Source organism: Nocardioides sp. GY 10127, from assembly GCF_004919085.1.
In the GTDB taxonomy this organism is placed as follows: Bacteria; Actinomycetota; Actinomycetes; order Propionibacteriales; family Nocardioidaceae; genus Nocardioides.
On record NZ_STGL01000006.1, the window covers coordinates 73,552 to 94,074 of the forward strand.

The window sequence follows — 20,523 nt, forward strand, 5'->3', positions numbered from 1 at the left end:
GTCGCGTGGGGCTCGTGTGACGGATCGGCAGCGACGGTACGCGTCCGTAGTCAGACTTTGAGGTATTTCGACGTGAGCAGGAGTGTCGGGACGAGGCTGAGCACCGGGCCCAGGATCGCGACCGCGATCGCGGCCACCGCCCAGTCCGACCAGTCGATCCACGGGATGAACCCGAGGTACTGGGTGAACTTGTCCATCACGCCGAAGTACATGAACCCGCCCAGCGTGCCGACGGCCAGCCCGACCGAGACCAGGGCCGTGACCAGGGCCTCCAGGAGGAACGGCAGCGCGATGTAGGCGCTCGAGGCGCCCACGAGCCGCATGATCGCGATCTCCTTGCGGCGCGCGAAGGCGGTGAGGCGGATCGTGTTGGCGACCAGCAGGAGGGCCGCGAGGACGAGGAAGGCCGCCACGCCGATGGAGCCGATCTGCATGGCGTCCATGACCTTGAGCAGCGGGGCGATGGTGTCGCGCTGGTCGCGGACGCTGGACACCCCGTCCAGGCCCGTGACGGCGCTCGTCACCGCCTCGTACTGGTCCGGGTCCTTGAGCGTGATCCAGATGGACTCGGCCATGTCGTCCTCGGTGAGGATCGCGTTGGGGCCCTCGAAGCGGTCGGCCTCGGAGGCGCCGTAGAGGGCCTTGACCTTCTCGAAGGCCTCGGCCTTCGACTCGTACTCGTAGCTGTCGACCTGGGCGCTGGAGTCGAGGACCTTCTCGATCTCCTGCTTCTCCGCCTTCGTCACCGCGCCGAGGCACTTGGCGTTGGAGTCGTCGTCGCGGCAGAGCCAGACGGTGATCTGGAGCTCCGACCCCCACTGGTCGACGACCTTCTGGGCCTGCGCGTGCACGAGCAGGCCGATGCCGACGAGCGTGAGGGAGACGAAGAGCGTGAGGACCACGGCGAGGTGCATCGAGAGGTTGCGACGCAGCCCCTGGCCGAGGTTGGAGAGGACGTAGCGCATGGCGGCAGGAGGGCCTTTCGGTTCTGCGCGGGTGGGGCGGAGGTGTGTGGGAGGGCGGGGCGCGGGTCAGTGCTGGAAGCCGTAGACGCCGCGGTCCTGGTCGCGGACGACCTTGCCGTGCTCCAGCTCGATGACGCGCTTGCGCATCTGGTCGACGATCCCGTGGTCGTGGGTCGCCATGAGGACGGTGGTGCCGGTCCGGTTGATCCGGTCCAGCAGCTTCATGATCCCGACGGTCGTGGACGGGTCGAGGTTGCCGGTGGGCTCGTCGGCGACCAGGATCATCGGCCGCGTCACGAACGCGCGGGCGATGGCGACGCGCTGCTGCTCACCGCCGGAGAGCTCGTCGGGCATCCGGTCGGCCTTGCCGTCCAGGCCCACCATCTCGAGGGTCTCGGGGACGCGGCCGCGGATCTCCTTCGGCGAGTAGCCGGTCACCTGCAGGGCGAAGGCCACGTTCTCGGCGACGGTCTTGTTCTGCAGCAGGCGGAAGTCCTGGAACACCGTGCCGATCTGGCGGCGCAGGCGCGGGACCTTCCAGCTCGCGAGCCGGTTGATCTCCTTGCCGGCCACGTAGACGCGACCCTCGGTGGGGCGCATCTCGCGCAGCACCAGGCGCAGGGCGGTGGACTTGCCGGAGCCGGAGGCACCGACCAGGAAGACGAACTCGCCCTTCTCGACGTCGATCGACACCTGGTCGAGCGCGGCGGCACCGCCCCCCGGGTAGGACTTGGAGACCTTCTCGAAGCGGATCACCCGAAGGAGGTTACGCGGGTCCCCCAGGAAGGCTGGGCATCGCGGCCGTGGCGCGTTCTCGTACCCTCCCTCACATGCTCCGCCGCCCCGTGCTCGACGTCCTGGTGGCTGTGACGGCCCTCGTCGCCCTCACCGCCTGCACCAGCGGCTCCGACGACGCCGGCGGCACCAGCAGCGCGACGCCGTCGTCCTCCCTGTCGGCCTCCGACCTGGTCCCGAGCCCCAGCACCCTCACGGGCCTCGAGGGCGTCTACCCCGACCTCGCGGTGCAGCGCGCCGCCTTCTGCGACCTCGTGCCCGACGACGCGGTGCTCGCCGCCCTCGGCCGTCGGGCCCGCGGCACGGTCCCCACGGTGCGCGCGTGGGCCGACGGTGACACTGTCCGCCTCAGCCAGGGCCTGGACGACGGGGTGCGCGACGTCGCCCACGAGTACGGGTGCCGCTGGACGGCGTCCGGGACCGTCAACGCGCAGGCCTGGGTCTACGCCCCGCCCGTGGACGACGCCCGCGCCACCACGCTCGCCGACGGGCTCGCGGACTCCCTGGCCAGCGACACCGTGCGCTGCTCCACCCGGGGTGACGCCGAGCAGCTCGGCTCGGTCGGGGCCACCGCCGTGTGCACCTCGGACGCCGGCCGGGCGGTCGCGGTCGCGGGCCTGCTCGGCGACGGCTGGCTGACCTGCACCGTCTCGGCCGCCGAGGACGTCTCCGCCGCGACCCTGCTGGACCGCTCCAGCGCCTGGTGCACCGCCGTGGCGCTCGCCGCCGCCAGCGACTGACCCAGCGACCCACGCGCCCTTGACAGGCGTCGCTGGACGCCAGGGCAAGTTTCGATGAAGGCCGCGCCGATCCCGGGACTGCCGGGGCGCGCGGCCCCTACCGTCGTCGGGTGCCCCCCACACGTCGTCGTCGCGCCCTCCTGAGCACCCGGCTGGCCACCCGGCTGGCCACCCGGTCGGCCGCCCCGCTGGTCGGCTCGCTGGTGGCCGGGCTGCTGCTCGCCGTCCCCGGTGGCCCCGCGGGCGCCGCCGGCCCGGCCCGGGCCTCCTCGCCCGCCACCGACGGGTCGCTGGACGGCGTCCTGGACTCCGCCGCACGGGGTGCCCGCGCCGTCCGCCTGCTCGGCGACGACCTCGCGGACGCCGCCGACCTCAACGGGATGACCGCCGCCGACCTGCGCTCGACGCTGCGCACGGACGACACGGCGTGGGTCGACACCGACGGACACGTCTTCTACCGCGACACCCTCGCGGCCGACCGGACGGCCGCCTCGGCCGCGATGACCGCCGCCGACCTGCTCTACCCGAGCGCCGACACCTTCACCCTGCACTCGCTGCCGGGCGCCAAGCGGACCATCTACATCGACTTCGACGGCGCCACCGTCACCGGCACCGCGTGGAACAACTCGGGCCTCAAGACCACCGCGGTCTCGGGGTTCTCCTACGACGACGACTACACGACCTTCACCGCCGGCGAGCGGGCGCTGATCCAGCAGGTCTGGCAGCAGGTGGCGGAGGACTACGCGCCGTTCCAGGTCGACGTCACCACCGAGGACCCGGGCCGCGCCGCGCTCGTCCGCACCTCGTCTGGCGACCAGTACTACGGCGCGCTGGCGATCGTCAGCGACGACACCGACGCCCACCAGGTCGGCTGCGGCGGGTACAGCTCGTGCACCGGCGTCGCCTACGTCGACGTCTTCGACGAGGCGGACAGCGGCTACTACCAGCCGGCCTGGGCGTTCACGAGCTACTACGACGACGTGGAGACGATCACCGGCACCGTCGCCCACGAGGTGGGGCACAACCTCGGGCTCTCCCACGACGGCAAGGGCACCAGCGCCTACTACTCCGGCCAGGGCATCTGGGGCCCCATCATGGGCTCGACCTGGCACCCCCTGGTGCAGTGGAGCGCGGGCGAGTACCCGAGCGCCACCAACACCGAGGACGACGTCGCGATCATCGCCGCCAGCGGCGCACCGCTGCGGGCGGACGACGCGGGCGACACGATCGCGACCGCCTCGAGCGCGTCGCTGCCGGCCGAGGGCGTCATCGGCACCCAGGACGACGTGGACGTCTACGCGCTGGGGACCTGCACGGGCAGCGTGACGGTCTCCGCCGACACCGTCGCTACCAGCCCCGACCTCGACGTGGCGCTCACCGTCAGCACCGCCGACGGCACGCAGGTGGCGTTCTCGGACCCGACCTCGGCGGTCGGCGACGGCATCACCGCCTCCGGGCTCTCCGCCTCGGCCACCTTCACTGCCCCCGACGAGCCCCTGTACGCCTCGCTGGACGGCGTGGGCAGCGGTTCCTGGGACGCGAGCGGCTACGGCGACTACGGCTCGCTCGGGCAGTACACGCTGTCGGTGAGCGGCTGCGACGCCGACGCGGTCGCGCCCGGCTCCCCCACGATCACCTCGACGAGCACCACGGCCACCAGCGCCACGCTGACCTGGACGGCCCCCGCGGACGACGGCGGCAGCGCCATCACGGGCTACGTCGTGAGCCTGGACGGCACCGATGTCGACACCGTCACCGGCACGTCCTGGACGACGGACGGGCTGGTCGCCGGCACGACCCACACGCTCGGCGTGCGGGCGGTGAACGCGGTCGGCGAGTCGTCCGAGGTGACGGCGCAGGTGACCACCCAGAGCGCGGGCTCGGGCGGCTCCGACCCCACCGCCCCGGGCCGGCCGGCCATCGGGAAGGCGTCGTCGGGGGCCCGCGGGGGCGCGGTCACCGCGACCGTCCGCTGGAGCGCACCCACCGACGACGGCGGCAGCGACCTCACCGGCTACCTGGTGCGGGGGCTGAAGCTGGACGCGTCGGGCCGGGTCGTCGGCCGGGGCACCCTCGCGCTCGGCGTCCGGACGTCCGTGCGGCTCTCGCTGGCGAAGGGGCGGTGGCGGTTCCAGGTGCGCGCCGTCAACGACGAGGGCAGCTCGGCCTGGTCGGCCCGCTCGAACGTCGTCCGGGCGCGCTGAGGCCTGACGCCCCGGAGTCAGACCCGGGCGTCAGGCGCCGACGCGAGCCGTCAGGCGTCCGCCTTGGCGGTGCCGCGGCGCCAGCGGATGCCGGCCTCGAGGAAGCCGTCGATCTCGCCGTCGAAGACGGGCTGCGGGTTGCCGGTCTCGTAGCCGGTGCGCAGGTCCTTGACGATCTGGTACGGGTTGAGGACGTAGTTGCGCATCTGGTCGCCCCACGAGGCGGCGACGTCGCCCTTGAGGTCCTTCTTGAGCGCGGCCTCCTCGGCCTTCTTCTTCGCGAGGAGCTTGGCCTTGAGGACGATCATCGCGGCGGCCTTGTTCTGCAGCTGCGACTTCTCGTTCTGGCAGGAGACGACGATGCCGGTCGGGATGTGCGTGAGGCGCACCGCCGAGTCGGTGGTGTTGACCGACTGGCCGCCCGGGCCGCCGGAGCGGAAGACGTCGGTGCGGACGTCGTTCTCGTCGACCTCGATCTCGTCGGTCTGCTCGAGCTGGGGCACGACCTCGACGGCGGCGAAGGACGTCTGGCGGCGGCCCTGGTTGTCGAAGGGGCTGATCCGGACGAGCCGGTGCGTGCCGACCTCGACCGAGAGGGTGCCGTAGGCGTAGGGCGCGTGGATCGCGAACTCGGCGGACTTGATGCCCGCCTCCTCGGCGTAGGAGATGTCGAAGACCTCGACGGAGTACTTGTTGCGCTCGGCCCAGCGCGTGTACATGCGCATGAGCATCTCGGCGAAGTCGGCCGCGTCGACGCCGCCGGCGCCCGAGCGGATCGTCACGATCGCCTCGCGGGAGTCGTACTCGCCGGAGAGCAGCGTGCGGACCTCGAGGCTCTCGACCGCGGTCTTGACGCGGGGCAGCTCGCGCTCGGCCTCCTCCATGGAGTCGGCGTCCTCGGCCTCGACGGCGAGCTCCACGAGGACGGCGAGGTCCTCGATGCGGCTGCTCAGCTTCTCGAAGCGCTCGACCTGACCCTGCAGGTCGGACAGGCTGCCGGTGACGCGGGTGGCGTTCGCCTGGTCGTCCCACAGGTCGGGTGCGGCCACCTGCTCCTGGAGGTCGGCGATGTCCGCCTTCATCTTGTCGATGTCCAGCACCTGCTCGATGGTGTGCATCGTCGCCTGGAGCTGCTTGATCTCGCTGTCGAAGTCGGGGCCTGCCACAAGCGTCAAGACTACGGGTCGGGCCCAGGACGGCCTACTCCCGGTGCGGCGGTGCCCGGCGGGCGTGTCGGTCGGCTACGTCCGACCGAACACCTGGCAGGCCCACCAGGTGCCGTCGTCGTCCTTGACCGCGGCCATGCCGAGGAGGCGGAACCGCTTGTTGAGGATGTTCGCCCGGTGGCCCGGCGAGTGCATCCAGGCGCGGACGACGGCCCGCCCGTTGGCGTAGCCGTAGGCGATGTTCTCCCCGGCGTCGGTGAGCCCGCAGTCGTCCATGACCGGCCCGAGGTCCTGGTGCTCGAGCGTGCCGGTGCGGGCCATCTTCCGGGCCTGCTTCTCGGCCTTGCGCTGGACGCACGCCTGCTTCTTCAGCGCGACCCGCCCGCGGGAGGTGCGGGCGTGGTTGGTGCGCTGCCGGGCGACCTGCTCGTAGTGGTCGCCGACGGCCGCGCCCGCGGGCGGCGCGACGAGGGTGAGCCCACCCGTCAGGCCGCCGGCGAGCAGGGCCAGCGTCGCCAGGACTCCCGCGGCGCGGCGCCTCACCGAAGGCTCACCAGCCCGGGGACCTTCATGGTGTCGGTGGAGTACGGGAACGCGTCGCTGCCCCAGTGGCCGGTGGCCGTGAGCACCCGCACGCGGGCGGGGGCCGTGGGCAGGCAGCGCACCGGCACGTCCACGCGGACGAGGCCGGCCGACCGGTCGCGGTGCGCGCGCGGGCTGCAGTAGCGCAGGGTCGAGCCCTCCTCGTAGGTGGCGGCCACGTCCGTGGGGTCCTGGACGCTGAGGTCGACCGCAGCGCTCCAGGCACTGCCCTTCCGCGGCCGCAGCCTGACCTGCACGATCTGGTCGAAGTCCCCGGACCGCGTGAGCTTCTTGAGCACGAAGACGAACCGCACCTTGGCACCGGAGTCGACGCCGGTGAGCCGGACCCGGAACAGGTCGATGCTGGCCTTCTGGGCGCGGGTGAGGGACCCGGCCCCCTCCCCCACCTCCCAGTCGTTGTGGGCGTCGGTAACGGTGAGCGGGAGCCCGAGGGTGCCGGTGCCACCGGCCGCGGCCGGGGCCGCCGGGCCGGCGATCGCTGCGAGCGGCAGGGCCAGCGCGGCGGCCAGGAGTAGACGAACGGGAGCGAGCATGACGACCTCCGAGTCGGTTCGGTCCAGCACCCTAGTCGGCGCTTCCGGGCCCTACCCGGCTCTTCCCGGAGACAAGGGCGACGCGGACGCGGACGCGACAAGGCCCCGCGACGCGGTGCGTGGCGGGGCCTCGTGGCTCGTGCGACTGCGGCGCGGGCCGCAGCGGGTCAGCGTCGGCGCAGGGTGCCGCCGTACCACTTGTTCGTCCACATCCGCTGCGTGCGGACGTGACCGTTGCTGTTCGGCGAGTGGAGGACGAGGCGACGCCCGTTGCTCCAGCCGGCGAAGATCCCGACGTGGTACACGCCGGAGGAGTTGTAGAAGAAGATGAGGTCGCCGCGCTTCATGTTCGAGCGCTTGATCCGGTCGGTGAACCGGGCCTGCTCGCTGGAGGTGCGGGGCATGTTGCTGAAGCCGGCCTTGCGGAAGGCGTAGTACATGAGGCCCGAGCAGTCGAAGCGGTTCGGCCCGGCGGAGCCGTACTGGTACGGGTCGCCCTTCTGGTTCACGGCGATGTGCACGCCGCGCTTCACCTTGTGCCGGAGCACGGTGCGGCGGTGGGCCGTCATGGCGGACGCCGAGTCGGCGCCGCCCTCGTGGGTGGTGACCACCGAGGAGGTGGCGAAGAGGCCCGCGGTCAGCGCCAGGGCGACGGTGAGGCGGGTAAGAGCACGTCCGAGGCCGCGCACGGCCGGGGGCATGGCAGGAGTCATCAACAGGCTGTCCCTTCCACGCCTGTGAGGTGAGCTGTCGGGTTCGGGCGGAAAGGTGCCCGGCCGTGCATGCACGGCTTCACCCCGAGCGGTAGCCCGGTTCATCGGGACCGCGAAGGTGGGTCCCCCACTCCTGCCCTGGTGATGCTCGGCCGGCCGCGAGAGTGGGCCGGGATACTGGACGGTCGACAGGCGGGGCAAGGACTCGGCGTCGCCCGTGGACCGGTGTCACTGGTGTGTGTTCGTGCTTCGACGGTAGGCATCCCGATCGGGTGGTTGCCAAACCCCGGGCCGGGTTCTTATGCGGTCTTCACGTCCGGACCGGCGTCCCTCTTCCTGGTCGTCCTGGCGAAATCGCAGGTCAGACGGCCACCCAACCGACCATTGTGAGCCCGCTCACTTCATTATCGGACGGGCCACCTTTACGCGACACCTGACGATGTTTCGTGCAGATGACGGACAGTGGTGTCCGTCTTTCGGGAATCACGAGTTCTCCAAAGGGTCTTGACAGCCTGTCAGGATCTCCGGGGCGGTCCTCAGTCTGCGTCGAGGGTGGTCGCGGCGGACCCGTCCGCCGTCACCGTGGTCCTGCTCGCGGCCCCGGGAACCGTGAGCGGCAGGTCGAGGGGTGCGGTCAGCTCGACGTCCACCGTCCCGGCGGTCACGTCCACCGTGACCCGCGCGCTGAGGCCGGGGTAGTCCCGCTGCGCCCCCACCTGCTCCAGGTACGCCTGGACGCCGGCCCGGGCGGCCGCCTCGTCGACGGGCAGCGCGCCCGCGGGCAGCCCCTCGGTGTACAGGCCGGTGCCCGCGGCTCCGGCGTCGGCGCCATAGAGCGCGGCCCCGTCCGCGAGGGTCGAGAGCCCCGAGCGCTGGAGGTAGGCCGCGCTCGCGTCGGTGACGAGCGCGAAGGCCCCCAGCAGCACCACGACCAGCCCTAGTACGAGGACGGTGGTGGAGCCTTGCTCGTCCTGATCGCGTGGCGGGGCTACGCGCGCGGTCATCCGCTCACCTCCTGGTAGCGACCGACCGGCACGGCGTGGGAGGCATGCAGGGCGAACGTGGGGCTGATCGCGCCCAGCACGTCCGGGAACGGCAGGTCCACCGACGTGCTCACCTCCACCGTGACCACCGCGGTGCCGGAGTGGCAGTCGGTGAACGAACCGCAGGAGACCGAGACATCCGCCGCGGACTCGACGCCCTGGTCCGCCAGCGCCGAGACCGCCGCCGCCCGCGCGGCCGTGGCCCCCGAGGCGTCGTCCGGGGCGAGGACGTACGCGCGTGCCGCGGCCCGGGCGGCCGACTCCGTCGCGAACGCGCCACGCTGGACCTCGAAGACCCCCAGCAGGGCCCAGAGGAGCGGCACCAGCAGCAGGATCACCAGCCACGACAGCTCCACCAGGGCGCTGCCCCGGTCGTCACGGTCCCGCGGGTCCCCCCGGCCGGTCACGGCGCCGACTCCTGCACGGCGTGCCCGCTCACCTCGAAGGTGACGGAGGGTCCGCCGAGGCCCAGGGCAGGCACCTCCGCGCGGACCGACACCACGACCGTCGGGACGCCGTCGACGTCCTCCACGGCGGCGGTCACGTCCTGGGCGTAGCGCCCCGGCAGCACGCTGGTGGCCTGCTCCCTCGTCCGGGCGACGGCGTCGCCGGGTCCGCGGCCGAGCGCGGCGCCGTACCGGGCCCCGTCGGACGCGGCCGAGGCGAGCGTGTTCCGGACGAACAGCGTCAGCGCAAGCTGGAGGATGCCGAGGAACAGCGGCACCACCACGAGCAGGACGAGGACGAAGTCGACGACCGCGGAACCCCGGTCGTCGCTGCCTCGTCGGCGCCCGCTCACTGCACCGAGGCCAGCGCCGCACTCACCATCTGGGTCAGCTGCGGGCCCGCGACGGCGGTGATGAGCCCGACCAGGCCGGCGGTCATCACCGTCACCATGACCCAGCCGGGGACGTCCCCGCGGTCGTCGTGGGCCGGCCCGTCGGCGGGCCGGTGCGGCGCCGCGACTGCGAGCAGCTGGGCTGCGACCACCTGGAGGCGGAGGAGGGTGCGGACGGTCATGGGTGCTTCCTTTCCCGAGAGGTGCCCCCGTGAGGGGGCGTGGACGGCGCGGGCTCGAGGCCCGCTCACGGCACGGCGAGGTCCAGGCCGACGGCGCCAGGCCAGAACGCGAAGAGGACGGTCACGGGGAGCACCAGGAAGACGACCGGCACCATCATCGCCACCTCGCGCCGGGCCGCGGACTCGATGAGGTCACGGCGCCCGGCCTCGCGGACGTCCGCGGCCTGGGCGTGCAGGACGTCGGCGAGCGGGGTGCCCCGCTCGACGGCCGTGGCGATGCCCTGGGCGAACCGGGCGACGGCGGGCAGCCCGGTGCGAGCGGCCAGGCGGTCGAAGGCGTGCGCGACCGGCTCTCCGGTGCGGACCCCGGCGAGGACCCCGGCCAGCTCGGTCGAGAGGGCGCCGTCCGAGCGGCGGACGACCCGGTCCAACGCCCCCACCGGGCTCTCCCCCGCGGCCACGGCGAGCGAGAGCAGCTCCGAGAGCGTCGGCAGCTCGGCGAGGATGAGCCGTTCGCGGCGCAGGACCTGCTGGCCGAGCCACCAGTCCCGCCCCAGGACGCCGCCCGCCAGCGCGGCGAGGCAGACCACGGCGCTGCCGAGCGCCGAGCCCGGGTCGGACATCGCGCGCAGCAGACCGAACGCGGCCGCGAGCGCGAAGGCGGCCAGGCCCCACACGACCTGCTCGACGCGGAAGCCGTGCACGTCCGGCTCGAGGCCGGCCCGCTCCAGCCGGCGGCGGACCGAGGTGGCGCCGCCGAGGATGCGCTCGACCAGCGCGGCGGCGCGGCGCACCGGCGGCCCGAACACACCTACCACGGCCGACGTCCTGGACGCGGGGACGCCGGCCAGCGGCGTCCTCCCGACCTGCGGCAGGTCCCGCACGTAGGGCAGCACCCGGATCGCGAGCTGGGGCCGCCGCACGACGCGCAGCCGTGCCACCACGAGGAGCAGACCCAGGGCGGCCGCGCCGCCGAGGACGGCACCGGTGAGGGCGGGCGGCGCGCTCACGCGAGGATCCTCCGCTCTCGCGGCAGCCGACCCACCCGCATCATCACGCGGTAGGCGAGGATGCAGGCACCGGCCCCGATCGCCAGCACGACGGCCCCGGCCGCGGTGCCGTAGCGCGCCATCAGCTGCGCGTTGCCGCTCATGGACAGCAGCACCAGCCAGGGCGCCGCCACCGCCAGGCGAGCCCCGTTCACCGTCCAGGCCTGGCGGGACTCCAGCTCGGAGCGCGTCCGGGCGTCCTCGCGCAGGAACGTCGAGAGGTTGCGCAGCAGGCGACCGAGGTCGCCCCCGCCCACCTCGCGGGCAACGCGCAGGCCCTCGACGACACGGTCGCCGACAGGGTCGGCGAGGTCGTCCTTGAGCCGGTCCAGGCAGTCGCCGAAGCGTCCCGACACCTGGTAGTCCAGCGCGAAGGCGCGGAAGGCCGGGCGCAAAGCCTCCGGTCCGCGGATCCCGAGCGCGCCCAGCGCGTCGGGCAGCGACATGCCCGCACGGACCGCGGAGGAGAGGTCGTCGACCGCCTCCGGCCACACCTCGGCCAGCTCCCGCTGACGGCGGGCGGCCCGGCCGTTGACGAGCGCGACGGGCAGGTAGGCGGACAGGGCACCAAAGGCCAGCGCCACCGGCGGGGTCGCGGTGACCACGAGGACGACGAGCGCCGCCACGAGTCCCGAACCGGCGCACAGGGCGACGAAGCCGGAGGGCGAGACCTCGCGCAGCCCGGCCGAGGCGAGCATCCGGGCGGTCCGCCCAGGGCCGTCGCGCCGGGTGCGCGGGCGACGCGGGACCGCGAACGCCGACCACACCAGCAGCAGCCCCAGCCCGACACCGAGCCCGACGAGCGCCCCGATCACGACACGCCCTCCGAGCCCCCGGCGAGCAGGGCGTGGACGTCGATCCGCACCCGCTCGAACCGCTCCGGCCGAGGCGGGGTTCCGTGAGCCCGCACCAGCTCGCCGCCGCGGCGGACGAAGACGGGCTCGGTCTCGATGACGTCGCCCTCCACGCGTCCGGGCACGGCCACGATCTCCTCGACCTGTCGCCTGCCCCGCGGGTCGAGCCCGAGGTGGACCACGAGGTCGACCGACGTCGCCACCGTCGGCACCACGAACCGGCTCGAGATGTTCTCCCCGGCCAGGAGCGGGAGCGTGCACATCTTCAGCAGCGCCTCCCTGGCCGAGTTCGCGTGCAGGGTGCACATGCCCGGCAGACCGGCGTTGAGCGCCAGGACGAGGTCGAGACACTCCGACGCCCGCACCTCACCGACGATCAACCGGTTCGGCCGCATCCGCAGCGCCTCCTTCACCAGGTCGCGCAGCGTCACCTCGCCCGTGCCCTCCAGCCCGGCCTGGCGGGTCTGCATCGCCACCCAGTCCGGGTGCGCGAAGCGCAGCTCGAAGACCTCCTCGGCCGTGATCACCCGTTCACCGCCCGGGATCGCGGCGGCCAACGCGTTCAACATGGTCGTCTTGCCTGCCTGCGTCCCTCCGGCGACGAGGATGTTGAGACCAGCACGCACGGAGGCCTCCAGGAACGCCGCTGCCTGCGGCGTGAGGCTGCCCAGCTCCACGAGGTCGGAGGTGCGCGCGGCACGCAGCACGAACTTGCGGACGTTGACCGCGCTGAAGCCCCTGCTGATGCCCTCCAGGACGACGTGCAGCCGATGCCCGTCGGGCAGCATCGCGTCGACGAACGGGCGGGATAGATCTATCCGCCGGCCCGAGCTCTTCAGCATCCGCTCCACCAGCTCGTCGACCTGGGTCCGCGTCAGCCGGAGGTTGGTCAGCTCGTGGCGGCCGCTGCGCGCCACGAACACCCGCGAGGGCTCGTTGATCCACACCTCTTCTATCTCGGGGTCGTCCAGCAGCGGCTGCAGCGGACCGAACCCCGCCACCCGCGCCACCAGCTCACTCACCAGCGCCTCGGCGTCGACCACCGCCGCCACCGCACCCGTCAGCGCCCGGTCGTCGTGCTCGCGCACCACCGACGTCGCCAACCGCCGCACCGTCGGCACCTCCGACTGCGGATCCACACCCTCACGGCGCACCAACGACCGCAGCGCGGCGTCCAGGTCCTCGACCAGCGCGAGGTCACCCGCGCCGAGCCCCGAGCGACCCGGCGCGTGTGGCACGTTCTGTGTCACCGGTGAGGTGGCAGGCAATGCAGTCATCCCGGCTCCGTCCCGAGTGGAGTCGTCCCAACCCGCCCGTCAAGGCGAGAAGGACATCGTGACCGCCACACGTACCCGACGGAAAGGGCACGAAACGTTCTTCCCCAGGCCTGGGTACGGGCGCGTACGGGCGTGTACCGAGGTGCTGCTGGGTGGGCGGTGCGTCAGCAACCTGCCCGCGACCCGGCGAGGTTGCTCAGACACCGCCACTCCGCGGCCGGCCGGCGGGCGGCCGATCAGCGGTGCGCCAGCAACCCTTCCGCGGCTCGGCAAGGTTGCTCAGCCACCGCCACCCTGCAGATCTGGCACCAGCGGTGTGCCAGCAACCTGCCGACGCCCCAGCTCGGTTGCTCAGCCACCGCCACCCCGCGGCCGGCCGACCAGCGGTGCGCCAGCAACCGATCCGGGCCCAGAACAGGTTGCTCATCCACCGCCCACCAGCCGGCAGGCCCACCAGCCGGAAGGCCCGGCGGCCAGAACGAGCGGCCCCTACGCGTCCACCTCGACCCGCGTGGGCATGGCGGGCTGGGCGCCCTCGCGGGTGACGGCGAGGGCGGCGGCGCGGGCGGCGCGCTCGAGGACGCCGGGCAGGTCCGCAGCGGAGTCGGCGCAGCGGGCGAGGCCGTCGCAGAGGGCCGCGACGAAGCAGTCGCCGGCGCCGGTGGAGTCGACGACGGCGTCCGCGCTGGCCGCAGCAAACCGGCCAGTGGCGGCGCCGGCGTAGAGCCCGCCGCGGCTGCCGAGGGTGACGACGGCGAGCTCGCGCACCTGGGCGGCGAGGCGGGTGACGGCGCGGGTGGGGTCGGCCAGGCCCGTCATGATCCGGGCCTCGTGCTCGTTGACCACGAGGACGTCGACCAGGCCGAGCAGCGAGGCGTCGAGCGGCATGGCGGGCGCCGCGTTGAGGACGATCCGCTGGGCCATCCCGCGGGCCTCCTGCGCCACCTGGGCGACGACGTCGAGAGGCACCTCGAGCTGGAGGAGCAGCACGTCCACCGGGCCGCTGCCGGCCATGCGTCCGAGCACCTCCCCGGCGTCCACGCGGGCGTTGGCGCCGGGCGTGACGACGATGAGGTTCTCGCCGCTCTGGTCCACGAGGACGGTCGCGCCGCCGCTGGGCCCGCCGACCTCCTGGAGGCCCTGGATGTCGATGCCCTCCGCCCGCAGCGCGCCGCGCAGCAGCGCGCCGTCCGGGTCGGTGCCCACCGCGCCGAGCATCCGGACGTGGCAGCCCAGCCTGGCCAGCGCCACCGCCTGGTTCGCGCCCTTCCCGCCGGGCAGCGTGCGGGTGCGCAGCGCGGTGAGGGTCTCCCCCGCGCGCGGGAGCGCCTCCACCCGCAGGACCCTGTCCGCGTTGAGGCTGCCGACGACGGACACGACCGGGGCGACGCTGCTCACAGGCACCAACCTAGCCAGACACGCCTCACCCGTCCCCCCTCTCACCCCCTGGGAGCCCGCGCGGTGACCAGAGGGGTCACCGCGCGGGCCCACCCAGGAGCGACCCCGGGAACGGAGCGTCAGCGCGTGAGGCGCACCGCGAGCAGGCTCACGTCGCCCCCGGACCGCACGCCGTAGCGCCAGGTCGTGCCCGCCTTGGCCGAGGGCAGGCGGACGACGGCCTCGTACTCGGCCCAGCCGTCCTGCGCCGTCCCCGTGGCACCCATCCGGCCCAGGGCCGCGTGCGGCGATCCCGCCCGGGTGGCGGCGAGCAGGGTCGGTGCGGAGCGTCCGACCGGAACCCACACCACCAGGGTCGCCCGGTCGCCCCGCCCGACGCGGAACGCCGACCCAGCACCGGACCCAGCACCTGCCTGGGAGGCCCCGCGCACGAACGCGGTGAGCACGCGGTAGCGGCGCGAGACCGAGGCGGTGTTGCCCGCGACGTCCGTGGCGCTCGCGGTGGCCACGCGCCACCCGTTGCTGCCCTCGCGCACGGTGACCTCGCACTCCCCGGCGAGCCCGGACGTCGCGTCGGAGGCGACGCACGACGGCGTGCGGACACCGCGGTAGGTCTGCCCGGCGGCCACCTTCGTGAGCCGGACGACGGGGGCGGTCGCGTCGATCGAGACCGGCTCGGAGGTCACCGTCGCGGTGCCGCCGTCGGTCGCCTCGATGCTGGCCGTGACGCTCTGGTCCGCCCCGTCCTCGTCGAGCACGACGTCCTCCGGGCAGGCGTCGACGAGCGCCGCCGAGCCCTCGACGCACGTGAACGACACCGTGACCGGACCGGTGTACCAGCCGCTCGCGGGCACCGCGGGCGAGACGCTCGCGGAGATCGTCGGGTCGACGACGGCCGCGGGCTCGGTGTCGCACTCGACCGTGCCCTCGCGCAGCGAGTAGCCGTCGGTGTCGGAGTCGTCGGCCCAGAACGCCGGCTTGAGGCCGTCCGCGCACTCGGCCGCGGCGGCCACCGTGAACCCCTCGTTGGCCAGGTTCGCCATGCCCGCCGGGCGCTCGTCGTAGACGTCCGCCACGAACGTGCCGGCGTCGTCGCCCTCGCTCGCGATCGCGAACTCGCCGATCACGCCCTCGCAGGCGTCGTCGCAGACCACGTAGAGCGTCTGGGAGGCCCCGTCGTAGTCGAGGTCCATGACCCCGTCGAAGCCGGAGGCGAAGTCGGCCACGCGGGTGTAGCTGCCGTCCTCGGCCAGCGCGTAGACGTAGACGCCGCCGGTGCCCTCGACGCCGACGGCGAACAGGCCGTCGCCGTGCCCCGGGTAGTCGGCCGGGTCGTAGGCCTCGCCGGTGGTGGCGTCCACGAAGCCGGCCGCGACCAGGTCGGCGTCCGGCAGCCAGGCGATGCCCTCGAGCCCGGAGTTGGCGCCCAGCGTGGGCAGGTCGCCGGCCAGGTTCCACTCGGTGGTGGCGTCCAGCGTGGTGCCGCCGGCACTCACGTCGTAGCGCAGCACCGACGGCCGCGAGACGCTCGAGGCGTCGTTGTCCCGCTCGGTGGAGACGTAGACGCCGCCGTCGGCGGAGCCGTCCGCGATCGCCACGCCCTCGGCGTCCACGTTGCCGGTGCCGTCGGCGTAGTGCAGCGTCACGCCGGAGGCCCAGTCGCCGTCGGCGGCGAGCCACTGCCCGTCGTCCGCCTGCTCGAGCCGGAACAGCGTGCCGGGCCCGTTCTGCACGGCCCAGAGGGTGCCGGGCTCGCTCGTGCCGCTCGCCTCGTAGGCGAGACCGGACAGGTTGGTGGTGACCAGGTCGGCGTCGTCTACGGCGGTCACGTCGGTGCCGCCGGGCCAGGCGCGGGTCACGAGGTCGCCCTCGCAGAGGTTCGCGGCGCCCTTCGTGGACGCCGCGGTGGTGGCGAAGTCCCCGGTGCCGTCGGGGCAGCGGCCGTAGGTCGTGTCGGCGTGCGCCGTCCACGTGTAGGAGTCCACGAGCGTGGTGCCGTCCGCCTCGAAGAGCCGCGCCGAGTCGCTGCTGCCCAGCCCGAAGGAGGCGTCGACCTCGGCCACGTAGTAGCCGCCCGCGTCGATCGTGGTGGCGTCGGGGACGACGAAGGCGTGCGTGTCGTCGGAGTCCTTGAGGACGTAGCCGGAGATGTCGAGGGCGGCGTCGGTGTTGTTCCGCAGCTCGATCCAGTCGCCCGGGTCGCCGCCCGAGGACTCCACCTCGTTGATCACCAGCGGCTGCACGCAGTCGTTCGCCGCGCCCTTCGTGGACGCCGCGGTGGTGACCCACTCGCCGGTGCCGTCGGGGCAGCGGCCGTAGGTGGTCGTGGCGTGCGCCGTCCAGCTGTAGGTGTCGACGACGGTGGTGAGGTCGGCCTCGTAGAGCGTGGCGGAGTCGGCGCCGCCCAGGCCGAAGTCGGTCATGTCGACGGCGTAGAACTCACCCGCGGCCAGCGTGGTCCCGGCCGGGAGGGTCAGCGGGGTGTGGGAGCTGTCGTTGTCGAGCACGCCCCACCCGGAGACGTCCACGGCCTCGGTGCCGGTGTTGTAGAGCTCCACCCAGTCGGTGGTGTCGCCGTTGGACTCGACCTCGTTGAGCACCACGGTGGAGGAGCCGCCGGTGCTGCCCGTGTCCCCGGTGCCGCCCGTGCCGCCCGTGTCACCCGTGTCACCCGCGCAGTCGTTCGCCGCGCCCTTCGTGGACGCCGCGGTGGTGGCGAAGTCGCCGGTGCCGTCGGGGCAGCGGCCGTAGGTGGTCGTGGCTTGCGTCGTCCAGGTGTAGGAGTCGATCAGCGTCGTGCCGTCGGTGTCGAAGAGCCGCGCGGAGTCGCTGCCGCCGAGCCCGAAGGACGCGTCGACGTCGAGGGCCAGGTACGCCCCGGCCTCGACGGTGGCGCCCGCGTCGATCACGTAGGCGTGGCTGTCGTCGTTGTCGCGCAGCACCAGGCCCGAGGCGTCGACCGCCTCGTCGCCGGTGTTGTACAGCTCGATCCAGTCCCCCGGGTCGCCGCCCGAGGACTCCACCTCGTTGATGACCAGCGACCCGGCCGCCGTCGCCGCGGAGGCCGGCAGCGCGACCCCCGCGAGCGGTGCGACCAGGACGCCGGCGATCGCCGCCAGCGCGACGCGTGCTCTGTGCTCCACCCTCGGTCCCCTCATGTCCTGCCCTGTCCGTCCCACCCGTGCTCGTCGGCAGGGGCCGACCCCGCCTCGTGCGGGGCCCGTGGCAGCCAACGGGGCGGCGCGGAACGAGCGGTGAACGTCCCCCGAACCCCGGCCGTCGGGCAGCGGACCATCGCGCGGGTGGACGCGGCACGCGACCCACCCGGTAGATTGTTGAATGTGAACGGATCTCTCGACCTGTCAGTCCTCGGCTCCACCGCGCACCCGACCCTCGGGCTGGACACCTTCGGCGACGTCGGCCGGCTCGCCGACGGCAGCCCGCAGCACCAGGCCGACGCGATCCGCGAGACCGTGGCCGAGGGCGTGCTGGCCGACTCGGTCGGCGTCGACTACCTCGGCCTGGGCGAGCACCACCGCCCCGACTACGCCATCAGCGCCCCGGACGTCGTCCTCGCCGCCGTGGCCGGCCAGACCGAGCGGCTCCGCCTCGGCACCGGCGTCACCGTGCTCTCCTCCGACGACCCGGTCCGCGTCTACCAGCGCTTCGCCACCCTCCAGGCCCTCTCGAACGGCCGGGCCGAGGTGCAGCTGGGCCGCGGCTCGTTCATCGAGTCCTTCCCGCTCTTCGGCTACGACCTGGACGACTACGACACGCTGTTCGCCGAGAAGGTCGAGCTCTTCACCGCCCTCCAGGCCGAGCAGCCGGTCACCTGGTCCGGCACCAAGCGCGCGTCGCTCTCCCAGCAGACCGTGCACCCCCGCACCGAGCAGGGCGTGCCGGCGTGGCTGGCCGTCGGCGGCTCGCCGCAGTCCGTCGTCCGCGCCGCGTCCTTCGGGCTCCCGCTCGTCCTCGCCGTCATCGGCGGCTCGCCGGGCCAGTTCGCGCCGTTCGCCGACCTCTACCGCCGCGCGCTGACCGAGTCGGGCCAGGCACTGCTCCCCATCGGCATGCACTCCCCCGGCCACGTCGCCGCCACCGACGAGCAGGCCCGCGAGCAGCTCTTCCCCCACCAGAAGGACCTCTACGAGCGGCTCGGCCGCGAGCGCGGCTGGGGCCCCTACTCCCGGATCGCGTTCGAGCAGGGCGCTTCCCCCACCGGCGCGATGTTCGTCGGCTCCCCCGAGACGGTCGCGCAGAAGATCGCGTGGGCCTGCCGGACGCTGGGGCTCTCCCGGTTCCAGCTGAAGTACTCCGTCGGCGCCCTGCCGCACGAGCAGCGGATGGAGTCCATCCGGCTCTACGGCACCGAGGTCATCCCGCGGGTGCGCGAGCTGCTGGCCGAGGAGCCGACGCAGGTCGGCTGAGCCGGGCCCGGCCAGTCGGGTCGGCCAGTCGGGTTCAGCCGGTCGACCTCAGTCGGTGGGGAACTCCTTGCCGACGAGGTCGACGAGGTCGGCCACGGAGTCGTGGACGCGGGTGGGCCCGTACGGGTGCAGGTCCACCTCCTCCTTCGACGTCGAGCCGGTGAGCACGAGGACGGTCCGTAGGCCCGACTCCAGGCCGGCCTTCACGTCGGTGTCCATCCGGTCGCCCACCATCACGGTGGTCTCGGAGTGCGCGTCGAGGCGGTTGAGGGCCGAGCGCATCATCAGCGGGTTCGGCTTGCCGACGTAGTACGGCTGACGCCCGGTGGCGGTGGAGATGAGCGCGGCCACCGAGCCGGTGGCGGGCAGCTTGCCCTCCTTGCTCGGGCCGGACGGGTCGGGGTTGGTGGCGATGAAGCGCGCCCCGTTCTCCAGCAGCCGGATCGCCTTCGTGATCGCCTCGAAGGAGTAGGTGCGGGTCTCGCCGAGGACCACGTAGTCCGGGTCGCGGTCGGTGATGACGTAGCCGATCTCGTGCAGCGCGGTGGTGAGCCCGGCCTCGCCGACCACGTACGCCGTCCCGCCCGGGCGCTGGTCGTGGAGGAACTGCGCGGTGGCCAGCGCGGAGGTCCAGATCGCGTCCTCGGGCACGTCGATGCCGCTGCCGAGGAGGCGGGCCCGCAGGTCGCGCGGGGTGAAGATCGAGTTGTTGGTGAGCACCATGAAGCTCACGTCCGAGCTCTTGAGCTTCTCGATGAACTCGGCCGCGCCGGGGATCGGCTCCTCCTCGTGGACGAGCACGCCGTCCATGTCGGTCAGCCAGGTCTCGACGGGCCGGGTGGAGCGGTCGCTGCCGCCGTCCTTCGTGGTCACGAGGACGACCCTAGCGACGGCCGGGACCTGCGGGGCACCACCCCGTCAGCCCAGCGAGGAGCCCAGCCAGAAGACCGGCAGAGCGCTCAGGCGCCGGCCTCGACCTGCCCGGCCTCGAGCCGGAAGCCGACGCCGCGCACGGCGACGACCTTGTCCGTCACCCCGACGGACTCCAGCTTCTGCCGCAACCGCCCGATGGTGACGTCGAGGGTCTTGGTGGAGCCGTACCAGTTCTCGTCCCACACGTCGGCCATGAGCCGGCCGCGGGAGACCACCTTGTCGCGGTGGGAGGCGAGGATGTTGAGCACCTCGAACTCCTTGCCGGTCAGCGGCACCTCCTGCTGCCCGGCGTAGACCCGGCGGGCGGCGACGTCGATGCGCAGGCCGTTCGGGTCCTCGGCGGCCACCTGGGCGAACCCCGTGTTGGTGCGACGCAGCAGCGCGCGGACGCGGGCCTGGAGCTCGGCGAGGCCGAACGGCTTGGCCAGGTAGTCGTCGGCGCCGTAGTCGAGGCCGACCACGCGGTCGAGCTCGGCGGCGCGGGTCGTGCAGATCATGATGGCGCCGCCGAAGCCGCTCTCGCGGGCGCGGCGGCAGACCTCGAGGCCGTCCATGTCGGGGAGCCCCAGGTCGAGGATCACGACGTCCGCCGCGACCCCGTTGAGGTCGGCGAGCGCCCGCTCACCGGAGTCCACCCACGACACGTCGTAGCCCTCGCGCTCCAGGGTGCGGACGAGGGGGAAGGCGATGTCTTCCTCGTCCTCGACCACGAGCACGCGCTGAGCCATGCGTCAGAGCATAGAGGTACGGACCGGCTCTCAGGGCGGTACCACAGGAAGTGTGTCCCACTCCGTGTCCGGCGG

General features: G+C 73.2%; 20 protein-coding genes and 1 riboswitch. Of the genes, 3 read left to right on the plus strand and 17 right to left on the minus strand.

Annotated elements, in window-relative coordinates:
• Positions 1–50: 50 nt before the first annotated feature.
• A complete protein-coding gene (gene ftsX, locus E8D37_RS10430; RefSeq protein WP_136569723.1) occupies positions 51–965 on the minus strand; it encodes a permease-like cell division protein FtsX in 915 nt (304 codons plus the stop codon).
• A gap of 66 nt (positions 966–1,031) precedes the next feature.
• The gene (gene ftsE, locus E8D37_RS10435) at positions 1,032–1,721 is read right to left on the minus strand and encodes a cell division ATP-binding protein FtsE (RefSeq protein WP_136569724.1); all 690 of its coding nucleotides are present in this window, start codon (positions 1,719–1,721) and stop codon (positions 1,032–1,034) included.
• Positions 1,722–1,795: 74 nt separating this feature from the next.
• On the opposite strand from ftsE, the gene E8D37_RS10440 reads away from it, so the two are divergent.
• Together E8D37_RS10440 and E8D37_RS20555 are read left to right on the plus strand one after the other, a co-directional pair.
• Positions 1,796–2,500 (plus strand): hypothetical protein, encoded by a 705-nt coding sequence (locus E8D37_RS10440; RefSeq protein ID WP_136569725.1) that lies wholly within the window; start codon positions 1,796–1,798, stop codon positions 2,498–2,500.
• 110 nt (positions 2,501–2,610) lie between these two features.
• On the plus strand, positions 2,611–4,704 hold the full coding sequence (locus tag E8D37_RS20555; protein ID WP_136569726.1) for a fibronectin type III domain-containing protein: 2,094 nt from the start codon (positions 2,611–2,613) through the stop codon (positions 4,702–4,704).
• Positions 4,705–4,754: 50 nt separating this feature from the next.
• Here the strand turns inward: E8D37_RS20555 and prfB are convergent, their stop codons facing one another.
• The 13 genes from prfB to E8D37_RS10505 form a co-directional block, all read right to left on the minus strand.
• Positions 4,755–5,870 carry a peptide chain release factor 2 gene (prfB, locus tag E8D37_RS10450; RefSeq protein WP_136569727.1) on the minus strand — a complete coding sequence of 372 codons (1,116 nt, stop codon included), beginning with the start codon at positions 5,868–5,870 and terminating at the stop codon, positions 4,755–4,757.
• A 75-nt stretch (positions 5,871–5,945) separates the two neighbouring features.
• Positions 5,946–6,413 (minus strand): CAP domain-containing protein, encoded by a 468-nt coding sequence (locus E8D37_RS20095; RefSeq protein ID WP_206055689.1) that lies wholly within the window; start codon positions 6,411–6,413, stop codon positions 5,946–5,948.
• Entirely contained in the window at positions 6,410–7,006 is a 597-nt protein-coding gene (locus E8D37_RS20100) for a hypothetical protein (RefSeq protein ID WP_206055690.1), read from the minus strand. The genes E8D37_RS20095 and E8D37_RS20100 overlap by 4 nt, the downstream gene beginning before the upstream one ends.
• A gap of 167 nt (positions 7,007–7,173) precedes the next feature.
• A complete protein-coding gene (locus tag E8D37_RS10460; protein WP_168929714.1) occupies positions 7,174–7,707 on the minus strand; it encodes a C40 family peptidase in 534 nt (177 codons plus the stop codon).
• Positions 7,708–7,723: 16 nt separating this feature from the next.
• Positions 7,724–7,883: riboswitch (cyclic di-AMP (ydaO/yuaA leader) on the minus strand.
• Between the two features lie 372 nt (positions 7,884–8,255).
• Entirely contained in the window at positions 8,256–8,723 is a 468-nt protein-coding gene (locus tag E8D37_RS10465; RefSeq protein ID WP_136569730.1) for a pilus assembly protein TadG-related protein, read from the minus strand.
• Positions 8,720–9,169 (minus strand): hypothetical protein, encoded by a 450-nt coding sequence (locus E8D37_RS10470; protein WP_136569731.1) that lies wholly within the window; start codon positions 9,167–9,169, stop codon positions 8,720–8,722. Before E8D37_RS10470 ends, E8D37_RS10465 begins: the two co-directional genes overlap by 4 nt.
• Positions 9,166–9,561, minus strand: a complete 396-nt coding sequence (locus E8D37_RS10475) for a TadE/TadG family type IV pilus assembly protein (RefSeq protein WP_136569732.1) — start codon at positions 9,559–9,561, stop codon at positions 9,166–9,168. Before E8D37_RS10475 ends, E8D37_RS10470 begins: the two co-directional genes overlap by 4 nt.
• The gene (locus tag E8D37_RS10480; RefSeq protein WP_240770339.1) at positions 9,558–9,782 is read right to left on the minus strand and encodes a hypothetical protein; all 225 of its coding nucleotides are present in this window, start codon (positions 9,780–9,782) and stop codon (positions 9,558–9,560) included. Before E8D37_RS10480 ends, E8D37_RS10475 begins: the two co-directional genes overlap by 4 nt.
• Positions 9,783–9,847: 65 nt before the next feature.
• Complete coding sequence (locus E8D37_RS10485) at positions 9,848–10,792, minus strand: type II secretion system F family protein (protein ID WP_136569733.1); 945 nt, start codon at positions 10,790–10,792, stop codon at positions 9,848–9,850.
• Positions 10,789–11,646 carry a type II secretion system F family protein gene (locus E8D37_RS10490; protein WP_240770340.1) on the minus strand — a complete coding sequence of 286 codons (858 nt, stop codon included), beginning with the start codon at positions 11,644–11,646 and terminating at the stop codon, positions 10,789–10,791. Before E8D37_RS10490 ends, E8D37_RS10485 begins: the two co-directional genes overlap by 4 nt.
• Entirely contained in the window at positions 11,643–12,923 is a 1,281-nt protein-coding gene (locus E8D37_RS10495) for an ATPase, T2SS/T4P/T4SS family (protein WP_240770341.1), read from the minus strand. The genes E8D37_RS10490 and E8D37_RS10495 overlap by 4 nt, the downstream gene beginning before the upstream one ends.
• Before the next feature lie 528 nt (positions 12,924–13,451).
• The gene (locus tag E8D37_RS10500; RefSeq protein ID WP_136569735.1) at positions 13,452–14,360 is read right to left on the minus strand and encodes a ribokinase; all 909 of its coding nucleotides are present in this window, start codon (positions 14,358–14,360) and stop codon (positions 13,452–13,454) included.
• Between the two features lie 119 nt (positions 14,361–14,479).
• On the minus strand, positions 14,480–17,503 hold the full coding sequence (locus E8D37_RS10505; protein WP_206055691.1) for a lamin tail domain-containing protein: 3,024 nt from the start codon (positions 17,501–17,503) through the stop codon (positions 14,480–14,482).
• A 198-nt stretch (positions 17,504–17,701) separates the two neighbouring features.
• Here E8D37_RS10505 and E8D37_RS10515 point away from each other — a divergent pair, with 198 nt between their 5' ends.
• A complete protein-coding gene (locus E8D37_RS10515) occupies positions 17,702–18,787 on the plus strand; it encodes an LLM class flavin-dependent oxidoreductase (protein ID WP_136569736.1) in 1,086 nt (361 codons plus the stop codon).
• Between the two features lie 48 nt (positions 18,788–18,835).
• On the opposite strand, the gene E8D37_RS10520 is transcribed toward E8D37_RS10515, so the two are convergent.
• Both E8D37_RS10520 and E8D37_RS10525 read right to left on the minus strand, forming a co-directional pair.
• Entirely contained in the window at positions 18,836–19,597 is a 762-nt protein-coding gene (locus E8D37_RS10520) for an HAD-IIA family hydrolase (protein ID WP_136570079.1), read from the minus strand.
• 149 nt (positions 19,598–19,746) lie between these two features.
• Positions 19,747–20,448, minus strand: a complete 702-nt coding sequence (locus E8D37_RS10525) for a response regulator transcription factor (protein ID WP_136569737.1) — start codon at positions 20,446–20,448, stop codon at positions 19,747–19,749.
• Between the last annotated feature and the right edge of the window lie 75 nt (positions 20,449–20,523).